Annotated in this window: 17 protein-coding genes; 6 read left to right on the top strand and 11 right to left on the bottom strand. The window is 71.7% G+C overall.

Annotation, left to right across the window (positions count from 1 at the left end; all coding sequences use genetic code 11):
- Nucleotides 1–100: 100 nt before the first annotated feature.
- The 5 genes from AC27L4_RS23025 to AC27L4_RS23005 form a co-directional block, all read right to left on the bottom strand.
- Complete coding sequence (locus tag AC27L4_RS23025) at nucleotides 101–907, bottom strand: ATP12 family chaperone protein (RefSeq protein ID WP_487144704.1); 807 nt, start codon at nucleotides 905–907, stop codon at nucleotides 101–103.
- Entirely contained in the window at nucleotides 904–1,587 is a 684-nt protein-coding gene (locus AC27L4_RS23020; protein WP_487144703.1) for an HAD-IA family hydrolase, read from the bottom strand. Before AC27L4_RS23020 ends, AC27L4_RS23025 begins: the two co-directional genes overlap by 4 nt.
- A 12-nt stretch (nucleotides 1,588–1,599) precedes the next feature.
- Nucleotides 1,600–2,601, bottom strand: a complete 1,002-nt coding sequence (locus AC27L4_RS23015) for an RluA family pseudouridine synthase (protein WP_487144702.1) — start codon at nucleotides 2,599–2,601, stop codon at nucleotides 1,600–1,602.
- Nucleotides 2,602–2,699: 98 nt separating this feature from the next.
- Entirely contained in the window at nucleotides 2,700–3,029 is a 330-nt protein-coding gene (locus tag AC27L4_RS23010; RefSeq protein ID WP_487144701.1) for an ArsR/SmtB family transcription factor, read from the bottom strand.
- 5 nt (nucleotides 3,030–3,034) lie between these two features.
- The gene (locus AC27L4_RS23005) at nucleotides 3,035–3,253 is read right to left on the bottom strand and encodes a YjiS-like domain-containing protein (RefSeq protein WP_487144700.1); all 219 of its coding nucleotides are present in this window, start codon (nucleotides 3,251–3,253) and stop codon (nucleotides 3,035–3,037) included.
- A 117-nt stretch (nucleotides 3,254–3,370) separates the two neighbouring features.
- Here AC27L4_RS23005 and AC27L4_RS23000 point away from each other — a divergent pair, with 117 nt between their 5' ends.
- Nucleotides 3,371–3,802: a GFA family protein gene (locus tag AC27L4_RS23000; RefSeq protein WP_487144699.1), complete on the top strand. Its 432-nt coding sequence runs from the start codon at nucleotides 3,371–3,373 to the stop codon at nucleotides 3,800–3,802.
- 34 nt (nucleotides 3,803–3,836) lie between these two features.
- Here the strand turns inward: AC27L4_RS23000 and AC27L4_RS22995 are convergent, their stop codons facing one another.
- From AC27L4_RS22995 to AC27L4_RS22970, 6 genes are all read right to left on the bottom strand, one after another.
- A complete protein-coding gene (locus AC27L4_RS22995; protein ID WP_487144698.1) occupies nucleotides 3,837–4,448 on the bottom strand; it encodes a LysE family translocator in 612 nt (203 codons plus the stop codon).
- Nucleotides 4,449–4,596: 148 nt separating this feature from the next.
- On the bottom strand, nucleotides 4,597–5,424 hold the full coding sequence (locus AC27L4_RS22990; protein WP_487144697.1) for an AraC family transcriptional regulator: 828 nt from the start codon (nucleotides 5,422–5,424) through the stop codon (nucleotides 4,597–4,599).
- 68 nt (nucleotides 5,425–5,492) lie between these two features.
- Nucleotides 5,493–6,011 carry a GNAT family N-acetyltransferase gene (locus tag AC27L4_RS22985; RefSeq protein ID WP_487144696.1) on the bottom strand — a complete coding sequence of 173 codons (519 nt, stop codon included), beginning with the start codon at nucleotides 6,009–6,011 and terminating at the stop codon, nucleotides 5,493–5,495.
- Between the two features lie 75 nt (nucleotides 6,012–6,086).
- Nucleotides 6,087–7,397 carry a replication-associated recombination protein A gene (locus AC27L4_RS22980; protein WP_487144695.1) on the bottom strand — a complete coding sequence of 437 codons (1,311 nt, stop codon included), beginning with the start codon at nucleotides 7,395–7,397 and terminating at the stop codon, nucleotides 6,087–6,089.
- Nucleotide 7,398: 1 nt separating this feature from the next.
- Nucleotides 7,399–8,802, bottom strand: coding sequence for a Do family serine endopeptidase (locus AC27L4_RS22975; RefSeq protein ID WP_487144694.1), 1,404 nt, complete (start codon nucleotides 8,800–8,802; stop codon nucleotides 7,399–7,401).
- A 143-nt stretch (nucleotides 8,803–8,945) separates the two neighbouring features.
- Complete coding sequence (locus AC27L4_RS22970; RefSeq protein WP_487144693.1) at nucleotides 8,946–9,689, bottom strand: LuxR family transcriptional regulator; 744 nt, start codon at nucleotides 9,687–9,689, stop codon at nucleotides 8,946–8,948.
- A 218-nt stretch (nucleotides 9,690–9,907) separates the two neighbouring features.
- On the opposite strand from AC27L4_RS22970, the gene AC27L4_RS22965 reads away from it, so the two are divergent.
- From AC27L4_RS22965 to AC27L4_RS22945, 5 genes are read left to right on the top strand one after another with little or no spacing between them, the layout of a single operon-like run.
- Nucleotides 9,908–10,801: a proline iminopeptidase-family hydrolase gene (locus tag AC27L4_RS22965; protein ID WP_487144692.1), complete on the top strand. Its 894-nt coding sequence runs from the start codon at nucleotides 9,908–9,910 to the stop codon at nucleotides 10,799–10,801.
- Nucleotides 10,802–10,807: 6 nt separating this feature from the next.
- Nucleotides 10,808–11,746 carry an ABC transporter permease gene (locus tag AC27L4_RS22960; RefSeq protein WP_487144691.1) on the top strand — a complete coding sequence of 313 codons (939 nt, stop codon included), beginning with the start codon at nucleotides 10,808–10,810 and terminating at the stop codon, nucleotides 11,744–11,746.
- Nucleotides 11,743–12,603: an ABC transporter permease gene (locus tag AC27L4_RS22955; protein WP_487144690.1), complete on the top strand. Its 861-nt coding sequence runs from the start codon at nucleotides 11,743–11,745 to the stop codon at nucleotides 12,601–12,603. The genes AC27L4_RS22960 and AC27L4_RS22955 overlap by 4 nt, the downstream gene beginning before the upstream one ends.
- Nucleotides 12,600–13,574, top strand: coding sequence for an ABC transporter ATP-binding protein (locus AC27L4_RS22950; RefSeq protein ID WP_487144689.1), 975 nt, complete (start codon nucleotides 12,600–12,602; stop codon nucleotides 13,572–13,574). Before AC27L4_RS22955 ends, AC27L4_RS22950 begins: the two co-directional genes overlap by 4 nt.
- Nucleotides 13,571–14,569, top strand: a complete 999-nt coding sequence (locus AC27L4_RS22945) for an ABC transporter ATP-binding protein (RefSeq protein ID WP_487144688.1) — start codon at nucleotides 13,571–13,573, stop codon at nucleotides 14,567–14,569. The genes AC27L4_RS22950 and AC27L4_RS22945 overlap by 4 nt, the downstream gene beginning before the upstream one ends.
- Nucleotides 14,570–14,599 lie beyond the last annotated feature (30 nt).

Here is a 14,599-nt window from a genome sequence, read left to right as displayed (position 1 = left end):
GGCGGGCTGTTGTGCTTGTTGTCCCCGCTCGATAGCACGGGAAAACGCCGTGTCACAAATTGCCGCAGGCGCTTTCGCGCGCCGCGGACGGCCGGGCCCGCTATCGGGCAGCCGCACCCGCGGCGGCGCCCAGCGCCAGGACCTTCGCCGCCGCCTCCATCTCGCGCCAGCGCAGGGCGCGCCGGGCCTGGGCCTCCTCGTCCGCGCCCCACAGTTCGATCTGGAAATCCTCGTCGACATGGGCGGCGGCCCAGGCTGCTTCCGGCTCAAGGCGCCCGTCGGCCACCGCCAACGCCAGGACCGCCGATCCGGTCAGGGTGGTGACGACGTTGAGCGCCGCCAGGCCGACGGCGTCGAAGGGGGCGACCGCCCGGGCGATCGCATCGAGCGCCGCCTCGGGCTGCGCCACGAAGATCACGCCGCCGGCCAGCGTCAGCCGTGCCCCGAATCGCTGCGCCATCCAGTCGAGCAGCGGCGTCCAGGCCTCATGCTGGCGGCGGGCAAGGATCTCCGGTTCCCCGGCCCGGTAGCACAGCATGTCGGAGCCGGCGTAGCGCACCACCTCGGCCGCCACCTCCGCCATGGCGTGGGCGACGCCGTCGATGGCGGAATTGACGATGCGCGTCACGGGCATGGCCGCGGGGTCGATGCGCTCGCCCTGCATGGCCCATTCCCGTGCCAGTTCCTCGGCCAGGGCGCGCTGCGGCACGGCCAGCAGGGCCTTGCCCGGCGTGCGCGCCACCCGCCCGTCGAGCGCCAGGGCATGGAGGCCGTCGCGCTCGACCACGCCCGTCTCCTTGTAGAAGCGCCGCGGCAGCTCGGGCCGCAGCCCTTTCTGCGCCGTGTGCATCGGATCGGGCCCGGAGCTGTCGCGAAACCAGTCGTTGAGGGGGGTCTTGCCGTTCATGACGCCTCGGCCAAGGTCAGACGATCGATCAGCGGCATCAGGTCCTCGAACCGGCCGATGATCCGGTGGGCGCCGGCGCGCTCGAGCGCCTCCGGCGTGTGGTTGCCCCAGGCGACGCCGACGGCGAAGGCGCCGGCGGCGCGGGCCATCTCGACGTCGTAGGTGGTGTCGCCGACCACGACCGTGGCGCCGGGGCCGGTGCCGACGGCCCGCATCGCCTGCAGCACCATGCCCGGATCGGGCTTGGAGGGGGCGTCGTCGGCGGTCTGGACCGTGGCGAAGACGTCGCGCCAGCCGAACCGGTCGAGAATGTGGTTGATGCCGCGCCTGGCCTTGCCGGTGGCGATGCCGAGCACGACGTCGGGCCGGCCCCGGAGCGCGGCGACGGTCTCCGCCGCGCCCGGGAACAGCGGCTCGGCATGGGCCGGGTCGGAGCGCAGGGCGAAGAACACCTCTCGATAGGTCGCCGCCGCGGCGACGACCAGATCCTCCGGCGCCTCGGGCCCGAGCAGCCGACGCATGGCCGGCAGCATCGACAGGCCGACGCCGCCGAGCAGGAAGGCGCGGTCCATCGGCTCGAGGCCGTGGCGGGCCAGGGTCTCGACCAGGGTGGCGTGGATGATGTCCTGGCTGTCGAGCAGCGTGCCGTCGACGTCGAAGAGCACGAGGCGCCGGGTCATGAGGAGTTCCTCCTACTCTTCCGGGGCATCGACGATCGGGTCGTAGGACGACGTGTCGAAGCCGAGCAGGTCGAAGCTCTCGCGCATGTGCGGGGGCAGCGGTGCGGTGACGTCGAGCGTGCCGCCGCGCGGATGCGGCAGGGTGATGCGGCGGGCATGCAGATGCAGCTTCTTCGGCAGCCCCTCGGGCAGGGTTTCCATGCCCTCGCCATATTTGGGATCGCCGACGATGGGGTGGCCGATATGGGCGGTGTGGGCGCGCAGCTGATGGGTGCGGCCGGTGACCGGCTTCAGCGACAACCAGGCGACGGCGTTCGAGGCGCGGTCGACCAGGGAGTAATAGGTGACGGAGTGCACCGCCTCCTCGTCGCCGTGCTTCATGACGCGCACGCGCTCGCCGTCCATGCCGAGCTGCTTGGACAGGAACAGCGAGATGCGGCCCTGCTTGGGCGTCGGCACGCCCTTGACCAGGGCCCAGTAGATCTTGCGGGCCGACCGGGTGCGGAAGATGGCGCCGAGATCGGCCGCCGCCTTGCGGGTCTTGGCCAGGACGAGGACGCCGGAGGTGTCGCGGTCGAGCCGGTGCACCAGGCGCGGCTTCTCCCCGTCCGGCCCGGCCAGCGCCGCCAGCATGCCGTCGACATGGCGCTCGGTGCCCGAGCCACCCTGGACGGCAAGGCCGTGCGGCTTGTTGATCACCAGGACGTCGCGGTCCTCGTGCAGGATCAGCCCGCGCAGGAACTCGGCGTCCTTCTGCGCCTGCCCCGTCCGCTTCTGCGGCACCGGCGCGCCGGGCGTGTCGCTGCGCGGCAGCGGCGGCACCCGCACGCTCTGGCCGGCGGCGATGCGGTCATTGGTCTTGGCCCGCGCGCCGTCGACCCGCACCTGGCCCGAGCGCAGCAGCTTCTGCAGGTGGCCGAAGGCGAGGTCGGGGAAATGCACCTTGAACCAGCGGTCCAGGCGCATGCCGTCCTCGTCGGCTTCGACAATACGGGTTTCGACGGTGGCGGTCATTCCAGGGTCCGGGGCAGAGCAGATGTGATCGGCGCCGGTTTAGAACAAAACACCACCGCTGTCGCGATCGAACGTTCGCCGATCCGAGGTCCAGGCCCTCAGGAAGCCAGGGCCTTCAGCTCGGCCAGGTCGGGCAGGCCCTCGCAGCAATCGTTGACGAAGAAGGCGACCAGGGCCCGCGCCCGGCCGGCATCGACCCGGCAGCGCTGGATGCGGCCCTCGCGGCTCTGCGTCATCAGTCCGGCCGCCACCAGCTGGGCGATGTGATGCGCCAGCGTCGACTTGGGGATGCCGAGCTCCCGCTGGACGGCGCCGACCGACAATCCCTCCCGCCCTGCCCGGATCAGCAGGCGGAAGATCTGCAGCCGGTGCGGATGCCCGAGCTCGGCCATGCAGCGGGCCGCATCGTCGAAGGCGATCTGCGCCATGCCGGTCACCCGCAGGGCGCGAACCGGCCATCGAGCACCGGGCCGAGGCGGGCCTCGTACCGCGGCCACCCCCGATGCCGGTCGATCGTCCGCTCGATGTCGCAGCGTTCGATGCCGAGATCGGCCAGCGTCCGGTCGCTGAGCCCGTCGAGAAGCGCAATATCGGCCCGACGCCGGCGCGCCGCCCGCGCCTCGTCCAGGACCGTCCTGATCCAGTCGAACATGGCAACCTCCCTGTCACCGCCACGGTCCGTCGCGCGATGAGCGATGGACCGGACTATAGTTCCAGTTATATAGTCCTTTTATCGAGCCCGGCAAGGGCCGCAGGCAAGGAGGCCGCAATGGAATTTTCACGCGAGGCCAGGCGGCTGACCGGCGGGTGCCTGTGCGGATCGGTGCGCTACGCCGTCGACGGGCCGGTGCGCGACGTCTGGATGTGCCACTGCCGGTTCTGCCGCCGGCTGCACAGCCATGCCGCCGCCTACGCCGCCTGCGCGCCCGGCGACATCGTCATCGAGGGCGAACGCAAGCTGCGCTGGTACCGCTCCTCGCCGATGGCCCGCCGCGGCTTCTGCTCCAAATGCGGGGCCCAGATGTTCTTCGAGGCGCGCGGCGGCAGCACCCTGTCGATCGCGGCGGGAACGCTGGACGAGCCGACCGGCCTCAGGCTCGCCCGTCATATCTGCGTGGCGCAGAAGGGGGACTATTACGACATCGCGGACGACGTGCCGCAGACACCGGGTCATCCCGGCCGCCTTCCCGCCCCTTCATGACCGGATGCGCGGCCCGCCGCCGTCCCGCCTTCCCTCAGCGATCCGTGAACGCCAGCCGGGCGCCGAGAGCCACGAAGGCGGCGGCGAAGGAACGGCGCATCCAGGCGAGGACACGCGGCCGGGAGATCACCCGGTCGCGCACGGCGGCGGCGAACAGGCCGTAGACGGCGAAGACGGCGAAGGTCATCGCCATGAAGACGGCGCTGAGCAGCAGCATCTGCGCCAGCGGCCGGGCCTCGGCCGGACTGACGAATTGCGGCAGGAAGGCCAGGAAGAAGATCGACAGCTTCGGGTTGAGGATGTTGATCAGCACGGCCCGGACCACGATGCCGTCGAGCGAGAGGTTGCCCGCGGCCGGCCTGACGTCGAGCGCTCCGTCCTCGCGCAGCGCGTTCCAGGCCATGAAGAGGAGATAGGCGACGCCGGCATATTTGAAGAGCTGGAAGGCGAGCGCGCTGGCGTGGAGGATCGCCGCCAGGCCACCGATCGCCGCGGCCAGGTGCGGCACGATGCCGATCGTGCAGCCGAAGGCGGCGGCCATGCTGGCGCGGGCGCCGCGGCCGAGGCCGGTCGCCAGCGTGTAGACCACGCCCGTGCCGGGCGAGGCGACGATGATGAAGGCGGTGATCAGGAATTCGAGGCTCATGCCGATGTCCCCTGCTGCGCGCCGGGACGACCCGCGACGCGGCAGGAACTGAAGCGGATCGCGCCGCGCCGGTCTTGAACGCGATTGCAGCGCTTCGGAGCAAGAGCCGAGTGTTGATCGAAGCAGCTCGCCCGATCTGCCCGGTGCGTCAGCCGGGGTCTCGGGCGGCTGCGGCGGCATAGGCGCCGGGCGTCACGCCATAGGTGCGGACGAAGGCGCGGGTCATGTGGCTCTGGTCGGCGAAGCCGCTGGCGGCCGCGGCATCGGCGAGGCGGGCGCCGCCGGCGATCAGCCGGCGGGCGAGGCCGATCCGCCGCTGCAGGAGATAGGCGTGCGGCGTCAGCCCGGTGGCGGCGGCGAAGCCGCGCAGGACCTGGAAGCGGCTGAGGCCGCTCGCCGCGGCGAGGTCGGCCAGCGTCACCGCGGCGGCCGGCTCGTCGTCGATCCGGTGCCGGGCCTGCAGGATCGCGGCAGGCGCCGCCCGCGCCGCGTCGAGGCGGCTCCGTTCATGCGCGACCACGGCCAGCAGATCGAGCAGCAGGCTCTCGCGATGCAGCCCGGCGGCATCCGCGTCCGCATCGGCGGTGACGGCGGCGTAGAGGGCGAGGAAGCGTCCGGCGAGACCGGCCTGCCGGACCACCGGCCAGGTCAGCTCGTACTGCGCCGCCCGTCCCTCGCTGATGTCGCCGGCCGCCTGCCATACCAGGGCGGGCTCGAAATAGAGCATGCGCCAGGCGCGATCCTGCCCGCCGATCGGCGCGCCGTCGTGCACCTCGCCGGGATTGACGGTGATGACATCGCCCGGGCCGGCCTCGACCATGCCGCGGCCGCTCGACGAGCGCTGGGCGCCGCGATCGATGACGCCGACGCCGTACTGGTCATGGGTATGCCGCGGGAAGGCATGGCGCGTCTGCGCCTCCACGGCCTCGACGCCGGCAAGCCGGCAGCGCCGCATCCTGAAGCCCGACGAGGTCACGCCGTCACCGCCTGAACATCCGCCTTCCCGCAGCATAGGCCGGGCGGGCCGCGATCCCAAGCGGCCCCTCAGGGCCGCGGCGCGAGATCCCGCCGCATGAACACCCGCCGGCTCTCGTCGAGCCCCCGCGCCTCGTGCTCGCGGCGGATGGCGAGCAGGGACGCGGCCAGGGTCTCGTCGGGCAGGTCGACGAAGCCGAGGCGCCGGTAATAGGGCGCGTTCCACGGCACGTCCCGGAAGGTCGAGAGCAGCAGGGCCCCGAGGCCGAGCGAGCGCGCCGCCGCCTCGACCGCGTCGATCAGCCGGGCGCCGAGGCGCCGGCCGGCATGGCCGGGGTCGACGTCCAGCTCCTCGACATAGGCGCAGCCGTCGACGAGATCGAAGACGGCGAAGCCGACCGGACCATCCGCCCCCGCCGCCACCCGCACCCGGTCCGCCCGGATGCGGGCCTCCAGCAGATCCGACGGCAACGGGTCGCCCTCGGCGAGCCCGGCCATGCCCAGGGCGAAAAAGCGCCGGGCCGAGCGGACCTCGATAGCCTGGAGGGCCGGGATGTCGGCGAGGGAGCCGGGGCGGATGACGGTCACGGATCGTATCCTGTCACGACGGCGGGCTGCCTGCGGCAAGGCCGGGCCGGCCCGGCGACAGGCCGCCGGCGCTCCCTACCCGTCCCCGCGCTCCTTGCGCAGCCTGTCCCACCATTCCATGCGCTTCCTGACCTCGCGCTCGAAGCCGCGCTCGACCGGCTCGTAGAAGCGGCGGCGGCCGAGGGCGTCGGGGAAATAGTTCTGACCGGAAAAGGCGTCGGGCTCGTCATGGTCGTAGCGATAGCCGGCGCCGTAGCTCTCCGCCTTCATCAGCTTGGTCGGGGCGTTGAGGATGATCTTGGGCGGCATCAGCGAGCCGCCCTCCTTGGCGAGGCGCATCGCCGCCTTGTAGGCGGTGTAGGCGGCGTTGGATTTCGGCGCGGTCGCCACGTAGATCACCGCCTGGGCGATGGCGAGCTCGCCTTCGGGACTGCCGAGGAAGTCGTAGGCGTCCTTGGCGGCGTTGGCGACGACCAGCGCCTGCGGGTCGGCCATGCCGATATCCTCCACCGCCATGCGCACGACGCGGCGGGCGATGAACAGCGGATCCTCGCCGGCGTCGAACATGCGCGCGAGATAATAGAGCGCGGCGTCGGGATCGGAGCCGCGGACCGACTTGTGCAGGGCCGAGATCAGGTTGTAGTGGCCGTCCTGGCTCTTGTCGTAGATCGGCGCGCGGCGCTGCAGCACCTCCTGCAGCACGGCGGCCGAGAAGACCTCGCCGGGCTTGGCGGCGCGCCAGGCTTCCTCGGCCAGGGTCAGCGAGGCGCGGCCGTCGCCGTCGGCCATGCGGATCAGCACAGCGCGGGCCTCCTCGTCGAGCGGCAGCGCCCTGCCCTCCACCGCCTCGGCATGGGCCAGGAGCCTGGAGACCGCGTCCTCGTCGAGCGCCTTGAAGGTCATGACGCGGGCGCGCGACAAAAGCGCGGCGTTGAGCTCGAAGGACGGATTCTCGGTGGTGGCCCCGACCAGCGTGACGGTGCCGTCCTCCATCACCGGCAGGAAGCTGTCCTGCTGGGCCCGGTTGAAGCGATGGATCTCGTCGACGAACAGCAGCGTGCCGCGGCCGGTCATGCGGCGGGCGCGTGCGGCCTCGAACACCTTCTTCAGGTCGGCGACGCCGGTGAAGATCGCCGAGATCTGCTCGAAGGACAGCTTGGTGGCGCCGGCCAGCAGCCGCGCCACCGTGGTCTTGCCGGTGCCCGGCGGGCCCCAGAACACCAGGCTGCCGACCGAGCCCGAATCGAGAAGCCGCGTCAGGGCGCCGTCCGGACCGACGAGATGGTCCTGGCCGACCACCTCGGCCAGCGTCTTCGGCCGCAGCCGGTCGGCGAGCGGGCGCGGCGCCTCGCGATCCAGGCCGGCGGCGGCGAAAAGGTCGCTCACATCATCCCCCGAACACCGACGTGATCTCTCGGCCGCCGCGATTGATGGTGACGCGCCACAGCGAACGCGACCGGCCGGCGAGGCGCGCCAGCGTCTTGGCGTCGGTAACGGCCTGGCCGTTCACCGCGACGATCAGGTCGTTCTTCTGGAAGCCGAGCTGGCCGGCGGTGGCCTGCTCGTCGACCGCGGTGACGACGACGCCCGTGACGCTCAGATCCAGGCCGAGCGCCTCGGCCAAGGCCGGCGACAGGTTGGCCACGGTGGCGCCGGCCAGCGGCGAGGGCCCGTCGATCCGGGTCTCGTCGCGCGGCGTGGTCTCGGCCGCCTCGGCCAGAGCGACGTCGACGGTGACGGCCTTGCCGCGGCGCAGCACGTCGAGCCTGGCCGTGCCGCCGAGCGGACGGGTGGCGAAGCGGTAGCCGAACTCGTCAGGATCGGAAATCGGCGTGCCGTCGATGGAGACGATCAGGTCTCCGGTCTCCAGTCCGCCCTTGGCCGAGGGACCGTCCTTGGCGATTTCGGCCACCAGCGCGCCGGCCGGCCGTTCCAGGCCGAGCGATTCGGCGATCTCCGGCGTTACGCCCTGCAGCGTCGCGCCCAGCCAGGGCCGCATCACCCTGCCGGTGCCGGCCTTGGCGCTGTCGACGACGACGCGCACCATGGCGGCGGGAATGGCGAAGCCGATGCCGATGCTGCCGCCCGAGCGCGAGACGATGGCGGTGTTGATCCCGGCGAGCCGGCCGGACATGTCGACCAGGGCGCCGCCGGAATTGCCCGGATTGATGGCCGCGTCGGTCTGGATGAAGGACTGGAAGTTGGACGAGCCGACCTGGCTGCGCGCCAGCGCCGAGACGATGCCGGAAGTGACGGTCTGGCCGACGCCGAAGGGATCGCCGACGGCCAGGACCATGTCGCCGACCTGCAGCTCGTCCGACGGGGCCAGCGGCAGGGTGGCGAGCGGGGCCTTGACGTTCTTGAGGCGCAGCACGGCGAGGTCGGCGCGCTGGTCCTTCAGCACCACGTCGGCCTGCAGCTCGCGCTTGTCGAACAAGGCGACCTTGACCTGCGTCGCCTCGGCGATGACGTGGTAGTTGGTGACGACGAGGCCGTCGGCCTCGACGATGACGCCGGAGCCGAGCGAGCGCTGCACCCGCTCCCGCGGCATGGCACCGCCGCCGAAGAACTGCTGGAAGAACGGGTCGTCGAACAGCGGGTTGGCCCGCGTGCGCTCGACGCGCTCGGCATAGACGTTGACCACGGCCGGAGCGACCCGGCGCACGATCGGGGCGAAGGACAGCTGCGCCTGCGCGCTGGAGCCGGGAACGGCGCGCGGCGCCTCCTCCGCGGCGGCGGGCAGCGCGGCGGCGAGGACGGCGGCGGCGAGGACAAGGCGACGCATGGGCATGCTCCTGGCAGAACGTGCGCCCGATATATCGACAGCATGGGCGCGAAAAAAGGGCGGCCCGCCGAGCCCGTGCCGAAAGGCGTGCGCAAGCCGCCGACCCGGCGCGCGGGTCGCCGAACCTCGCCCCGCGGCGGCGCCGGAGCTCAATCCTCCAGCAGGCGATAATGCGCCGCCAGCGTCACCGCATGGACGCGGTTGCGGGCGCCCAGGCGCCGCGCCGCCGAATTGAGGTGCAGCACGACGGTGGCGACCGAGCGGTCGAGCCGGTGGGCGATCTCCTTGGCGGTCAGCCCCTCGGCGGACAGCCGCAGGCACTGGCGCTCGCGCTCGGTCACCCGCGCCACCTGGCAGCTCAGCGCCGCCGCGTCGTAGAGCGGCACCGCCGCGGCGTGGAAGACGTGGGCGAGCAGGGAGAAGTCGGCGACGACCTCGTGCGCGGCCCGCTCATAATCGGACTCGGCGTCGAAACGCACGCCGGTGACGGTGGCGTAGTCGCCGCGCGGCATGTGGATCGGCACGGTGACCCCGCAGGTCATGTCGGTGTCGTGCAGGTAGCGCACCACCGGAACATGCGCCTCGCTCATGATCCGGTTGATCACCGTGTCGGAGTTCTTGCGGTAGCACCAGATGAAGGGCGTGATCGAGCGCGAGGCCACCTGCTGGGCCGGATCGATCAGGTAGTAGCCCTGGCGGCACCAGAGCTCGGACATGTCCTCCGGCGCCCGGCGCAGGCGCAGCAGCGAGGGGCTGATCATCGTGCCGTCCGGCCGGAACGGCACGGGCGTGTAGTCGTAGATCAGCGCATCGAAGCCCATCGGCCCCATCAGCGCGAAGGCGGCGTCGATGCGGTCGTCGAGGGTGCGTCCCCGCTCGATGCGGGCTGTCAAATCCGGGATCGCGAGCACGGCGTCCAGTTCGTCCGGATGAGGTTGCAGGGGCTTCCAGGCACCACCATGACCCAGCCTATCCGAGCCTGCTGCACTGCGGCAAGAGGATCGTGACGGCGGGATGACGGGCATCGGCGGCGCAACCCTATCAGAAATGATAGCTGGTCCGACAGGGCGGCCGCCGCATAACCTGCGCCATCGACAGGGGAGAGGCGGACGTGTGGCGTGAAATCGAGCCGGACCAGCGGCATGAGATCGATGTCGACGGCCACAGGGTCGTCGCCTACAGCTTCGGCAGCGGCGAGGAGGTGGTGTTCTGCCTCAACGGCGGCCCGGGCCTGCCCTGCGACTATCTGCGCGAGGCCCATTCCTGCCTGATCGACCACGGCTACCGGGTGGTCGCCTTCGACCAGCTCGGCACCGGCGCCTCCGACCGTCCCGACGACGCCTCGCTCTGGCGGATCGAGCGCTATGTCGCAGAGACCGAGACCGTCCGCCGGGCTCTCGGGCTGGGCAGGGTCCACCTCCTCGGCCATTCCTGGGGCGGCTGGCTCGGCATCGACTATGCGCTCGCCCATCCCGAGGCGCTGAAGACCCTGATCCTGGAGGACACGGTCGCCGACATGCCGCATCTCGTCGGCGAGCTGGAGCGCCTGCGCGCCGCGCTCGGGCCGGAGACGGTGGCGATGATGCAGCGTCACGAGGCCGAGGGCACGCTCGGCCATCCCGAATATCTGGCCGCCATCACCATCCTGAACTATCGTCACGTCTGCCGCCTGGCGGAGTGGCCGGCTCCGGTGCGCCGCTCGCTCGACGACTGGAACATGGCGCCGTACGAGACGATGCAGGGACCCAACGAGTTCCTCTATCTCGGCAACCTGAAGGACTGGAACCGCGTGCCCGACCTGCCGCGCATCACCGTTCCCGTGCTCATCACCTGCGGCCAGCATGACGAGCTGACGCCGGCCTGCGCGGCGCGGATGAAGCGGGCCCTGCCGGACGCACGGCTTGCCGTGTTCCCGAATTCGAGCCACATGCCGTTCTACGAGGAGCCGGGCGCCTACTACCCCGTGCTGCTCGATTTCCTCGGGCGGCATCGCGGAGGAGCCTGAGGCCGGATGCACCGATACCGGTTCCTGCTGTTCCGCCCGTTCCAGCTGCTGCCGGTGCTGCTCGGCATCAGCGTCATCACCTTCGTGCTGGTGCGCTCGATCCCCGGCGATCCGGCGCGGCTGCTGCTCGGGCCGCGCACCACGCCGGAGGCGCTCGCCAATATCCGCGCCCAGTTCGGCCTCGATGAGCCGCTCTGGGCGCAATACTTCTATTTCATCGAGAACCTGCTGCGCGGGCAGATGGGGACCTCGATCGTCTACCGCATCGACGTGCTGCGCGTCACGGCCAACCGCATCGAGCCGACGCTGGTGCTGGTGCTGGGCAGCGTGGTGCTGGCGCTGCTGATCGCGGTGCCGCTGGCGAGCCTGGCGGCGCGCAACCGCGGCCGCCTCGCCGATCACGCCATCCGCATCGTCTCGACCGCCGGCCTCGGCTTCCCGCCGTTCTGGCTGGGGCTGATGCTGATCATCGGCTTCAGCGTCAAGCTCGGCATGCTGCCGGTGGCAGGCTACGGCTCGAGCCTGACGGAGAAGCTCAGCCACATGGTGCTGCCCTGCCTCACCATCGCGCTGGCGCTGTCGGCGGTGCTGGCGCGCAGCCTACGCGCCGCCATGATCGCCCAGATGGGCTCCAACCACGCCGTGGCGGCACGGGCGCGCGGCCTGCCGGAGGCGGCGATCTTCCGCCGCCACGTGCTGCCCAACTCGCTGGTGCCGACCATCAACCTGCTCGCCGTCAACATCGGCTGGCTGATCGGCGGCACGGTGGTGATCGAGAGCGTCTTCGCCATCCCGGGCATGGGCCAGCTCCTGGTGCGCTCGATCTTCGCACGCGACTACATGGTGGTGCAGGGCGTGGCGATGATGTTCGCGGTGGCGACCGTGATCGTCAACATCGTGGCGGACGTGCTCACCGTCGCCGTCGATCCGCGGGTGCAGCTGTGAACGCCCCGGCCCTGCCCGCGCCGCGCCGCTTCCTGCCCGCCGCCTGGCGCGGCCATGGCGGCCTCGGGCCGTTCCTGGCCGGCGCCGCCATCCTCGGCTTCTGGCTGGCCGTCGCCGTGCTGGCGCCGCTGCTGGCGCCCTACGACCCGATCCTGCAGGACGCGGCGCTGCGCCTGCAGCCGCCCTCGCTGGCCCATCCGCTCGGCACCGACAATTTCGGCCGCGACATCCTCTCGCGCATCATCTGGGGCGCGCGCGTCGACCTGCAGATCGCGGTGCTCGGGGTGATCTTTCCCTTCGCCATCGGCACGGTGGTCGGCACCGTGGCCGGCTATTTCGGCGGGTTGGTCGACACGCTGTTCATGCGCCTGATCGACATCGTCCTCGCCTTCCCCTTCCTGGTGCTGATGCTGGCGATCCTGGCCATCCTCGGTCCCGGCCTCTCCAGCTTCTTCATCGCCATGGCCCTGGTCGGCTGGGTCTCCTATGCCCGGCTGGTGCGGGCCCAGCTCCTGGTGCTGCGCCATGCCGACTTCGCCGTGGCGGCGCGCAGCCTGGGCTTCGGCCACCTGCGCATCATGTTCCGCCATCTCCTGCCGAACGCCCTGGTCGGTCCCTGCGTCTTCGCCATGTCGGACGCGGTGCTGGTGCTGCTGAACGGGGCCTCGATCTCCTATCTCGGGCTCGGAGTGCAGCCGCCAACGGCCGAATGGGGCGTCATGGTGTTCGAGGGCCAGGGCTTCATCACCACGGCCTGGTGGATCACCGCCTTTCCCGGCGTCGCCATCGTGCTGCTGGCGTTCGGCTTCAGCCTGTTCGGCGACGGCCTGGGCGAGCTTCTGGGGGCCCGCGAATGACCGCCCCGGTGCTCAGCGTCCGCGACCTCGTCATCGAAGGCGCCGGCCGGCGCATCGTCGACGGCATCTCCTTCGACCTCGGCGCCGGCGAGATCCTCGGGCTGGTCGGCGAAAGCGGCTCGGGCAAGACCATGGCCTGCCGCGGCCTGATCCGCCTGCTGCCCTCCGGCTCGCTGCGCATCGGCGGCGGCCAGGTGGTGTTCCAGGGCCGCGACATCGCCCGCCTGCCCGAAGAGGAGATGCGGCCCCTGCGCGGGCGCGGCATCGGCATGATCTTCCAGGATCCGGCCAGCCATCTCGATCCGGTCATGCGCATCGGCGAGCAGATCGGCGAGGGCCTGCGCCTGCACGGCGCCCTGTCGCGCCGCGAGGCCCGGGCGGAGGCGGTCGAGCTGCTGCGCCAGGTCGGCATTCCCGATCCGGGCCGCCGGGTCGACGACTATCCGCACCAGTTCTCCGGCGGCATGCGCCAGCGCGCCATGATCGCGGTGGCCCTGGCCTGCCGCCCCGGCGTGCTGATCGCCGACGAGCCGACCACGGCCCTCGACGTCACCGTGCAGGCGCAGGTGCTGCGCCTGCTCAAGGAGATCCGCGACAGTCGAGGCCTGTCGATCATCCTGATCACCCATGACCTCGGCGTGGTGGCGCAGACCTGCGACGCCATCGCGGTGATGTATGCCGGCCGCATCTGCGAGCGCGGCCCGGCGCGGGCGCTGCTGCGCCGGCCGCTGCATCCCTACGCGGCCGGCCTGCTCGCCTGCCAGCCGGACGGCGGCGGCAGCGGCCTGCTCGCCACCATTCCCGGCCAGCCGCCCTCTCTCGACGCCCTGCCCCCGGGCTGCCGCTTCCATCCGCGCTGCAGCCACCGCATCGGCGCCTGCGAGCGGGAGGAACCACCGATGCGCGGCTTCGAGGGCGGGCGGGCCGCGGCCTGCCACGCACCCCTGCTCGCCACGGAGGCAGCGGCATGACCCCGGCGCCGCTGCTCGAGGTCGAGGACCTCACCGTGCATTTCCCGGCGCCCGGCGGCGGCCCGCTCGGGCTGAAGCGGCGCAGCGTCAAGGCGCTCAACGGCGTGTCGCTGACGCTCCGGGCCGGCGAGACGCTCGGCATCGTCGGCGAGTCCGGCAGCGGCAAGAGCACGCTCGGCCGGGCCATCCTCGGCCTGGGGCCGATCACGTCCGGCCGGGTGCGGCTCATGGGCGAGGACGTGACGGCCGGCGGCCGCCGCGCCCGGACGACGCTCAGCCGCCGGACGGCGATGGTGTTCCAGGACCCGTTCAACGCGCTCAACCCGCGCATGACCGTCGGCCAGACCCTGCGCGAGGTGCTGCATGTGCACAGCCGGCTGCCGCGCGGCGGCGAGGCCGAGGCGGTGGCGGCGCTGCTGCAGCGCGTCGGCCTGCGCCCGGATCTGGCCGACCGCCGGCCGGCCGCCCTCTCCGGCGGCCAGTGCCAGCGCGTCGGCATCGCCCGGGCGCTGGCGGTCGAGCCGAAGCTGATCGTCGCCGACGAATGCGTCGCCGCGCTCGACGTCTCGATCCAGGGCCAGATCATCAACCTGTTCATCGAGATGAAGGCGCAGCGCGACCTCGCCACCCTCTTCATCGCCCATGACCTGTCGATCGTCCGCCGGCTCTGCGACCGCGTCGCGGTGATGTATCTCGGCCGCCTGGTCGAGGAAGGCCCGACGGACCGCGTCTTCAGCGCGCCGCGCCATCCCTACACCGCGGCGCTGCTGCGCGCCGTGCCGCATATCGATCCCGACCGGCGCCTGCCGGATGATCCGGTGCGCGGCGAGCCGCCGAGCCCGCTCGACCTGCCGGCCGGCTGCCCGTTCCACCCGCGATGCCCGTCGGCCGAGGCGCGCTGTGCCGCCGATCCGCCGCCACCGCTGCGGCGCGAGGACGGCCATGCCTCGGCCTGCCTCCTCGACGCCCGGCAGCCTCTCGTCACAGCCGCATGAAGCGGCGGAAAAAACCGGAAGGGAACCAGA

It is taken from the genome of Labrys sp. Lb11 (assembly GCF_057554225.1).
This window is presented reverse-complemented; position numbering and strand designations above follow the sequence as displayed.

Excerpts from the sequence above, each read along its gene's own strand:
- AC27L4_RS23025 (WP_487144704.1), bottom strand. The coding sequence starts at position 907 with ATGAACGGCAAGACCCCCCTCAACGACTGGTTTCGCGACAGCTCCGGG.
- AC27L4_RS23020 (WP_487144703.1), bottom strand. The coding sequence starts at position 1,587 with ATGACCCGGCGCCTCGTGCTCTTCGACGTCGACGGCACGCTGCTCGAC.
- AC27L4_RS23015 (WP_487144702.1), bottom strand. The coding sequence starts at position 2,601 with ATGACCGCCACCGTCGAAACCCGTATTGTCGAAGCCGACGAGGACGGC.
- AC27L4_RS23010 (WP_487144701.1), bottom strand. The coding sequence starts at position 3,029 with ATGGCGCAGATCGCCTTCGACGATGCGGCCCGCTGCATGGCCGAGCTC.
- AC27L4_RS23005 (WP_487144700.1), bottom strand. The coding sequence starts at position 3,253 with ATGTTCGACTGGATCAGGACGGTCCTGGACGAGGCGCGGGCGGCGCGC.
- AC27L4_RS23000 (WP_487144699.1), top strand. The coding sequence starts at position 3,371 with ATGGAATTTTCACGCGAGGCCAGGCGGCTGACCGGCGGGTGCCTGTGC.
- AC27L4_RS22995 (WP_487144698.1), bottom strand. The coding sequence starts at position 4,448 with ATGAGCCTCGAATTCCTGATCACCGCCTTCATCATCGTCGCCTCGCCC.
- AC27L4_RS22975 (WP_487144694.1), bottom strand. The coding sequence starts at position 8,802 with ATGCCCATGCGTCGCCTTGTCCTCGCCGCCGCCGTCCTCGCCGCCGCG.
- AC27L4_RS22960 (WP_487144691.1), top strand. The coding sequence starts at position 10,808 with ATGCACCGATACCGGTTCCTGCTGTTCCGCCCGTTCCAGCTGCTGCCG.
- AC27L4_RS22950 (WP_487144689.1), top strand. The coding sequence starts at position 12,600 with ATGACCGCCCCGGTGCTCAGCGTCCGCGACCTCGTCATCGAAGGCGCC.
- AC27L4_RS22945 (WP_487144688.1), top strand. The coding sequence starts at position 13,571 with ATGACCCCGGCGCCGCTGCTCGAGGTCGAGGACCTCACCGTGCATTTC.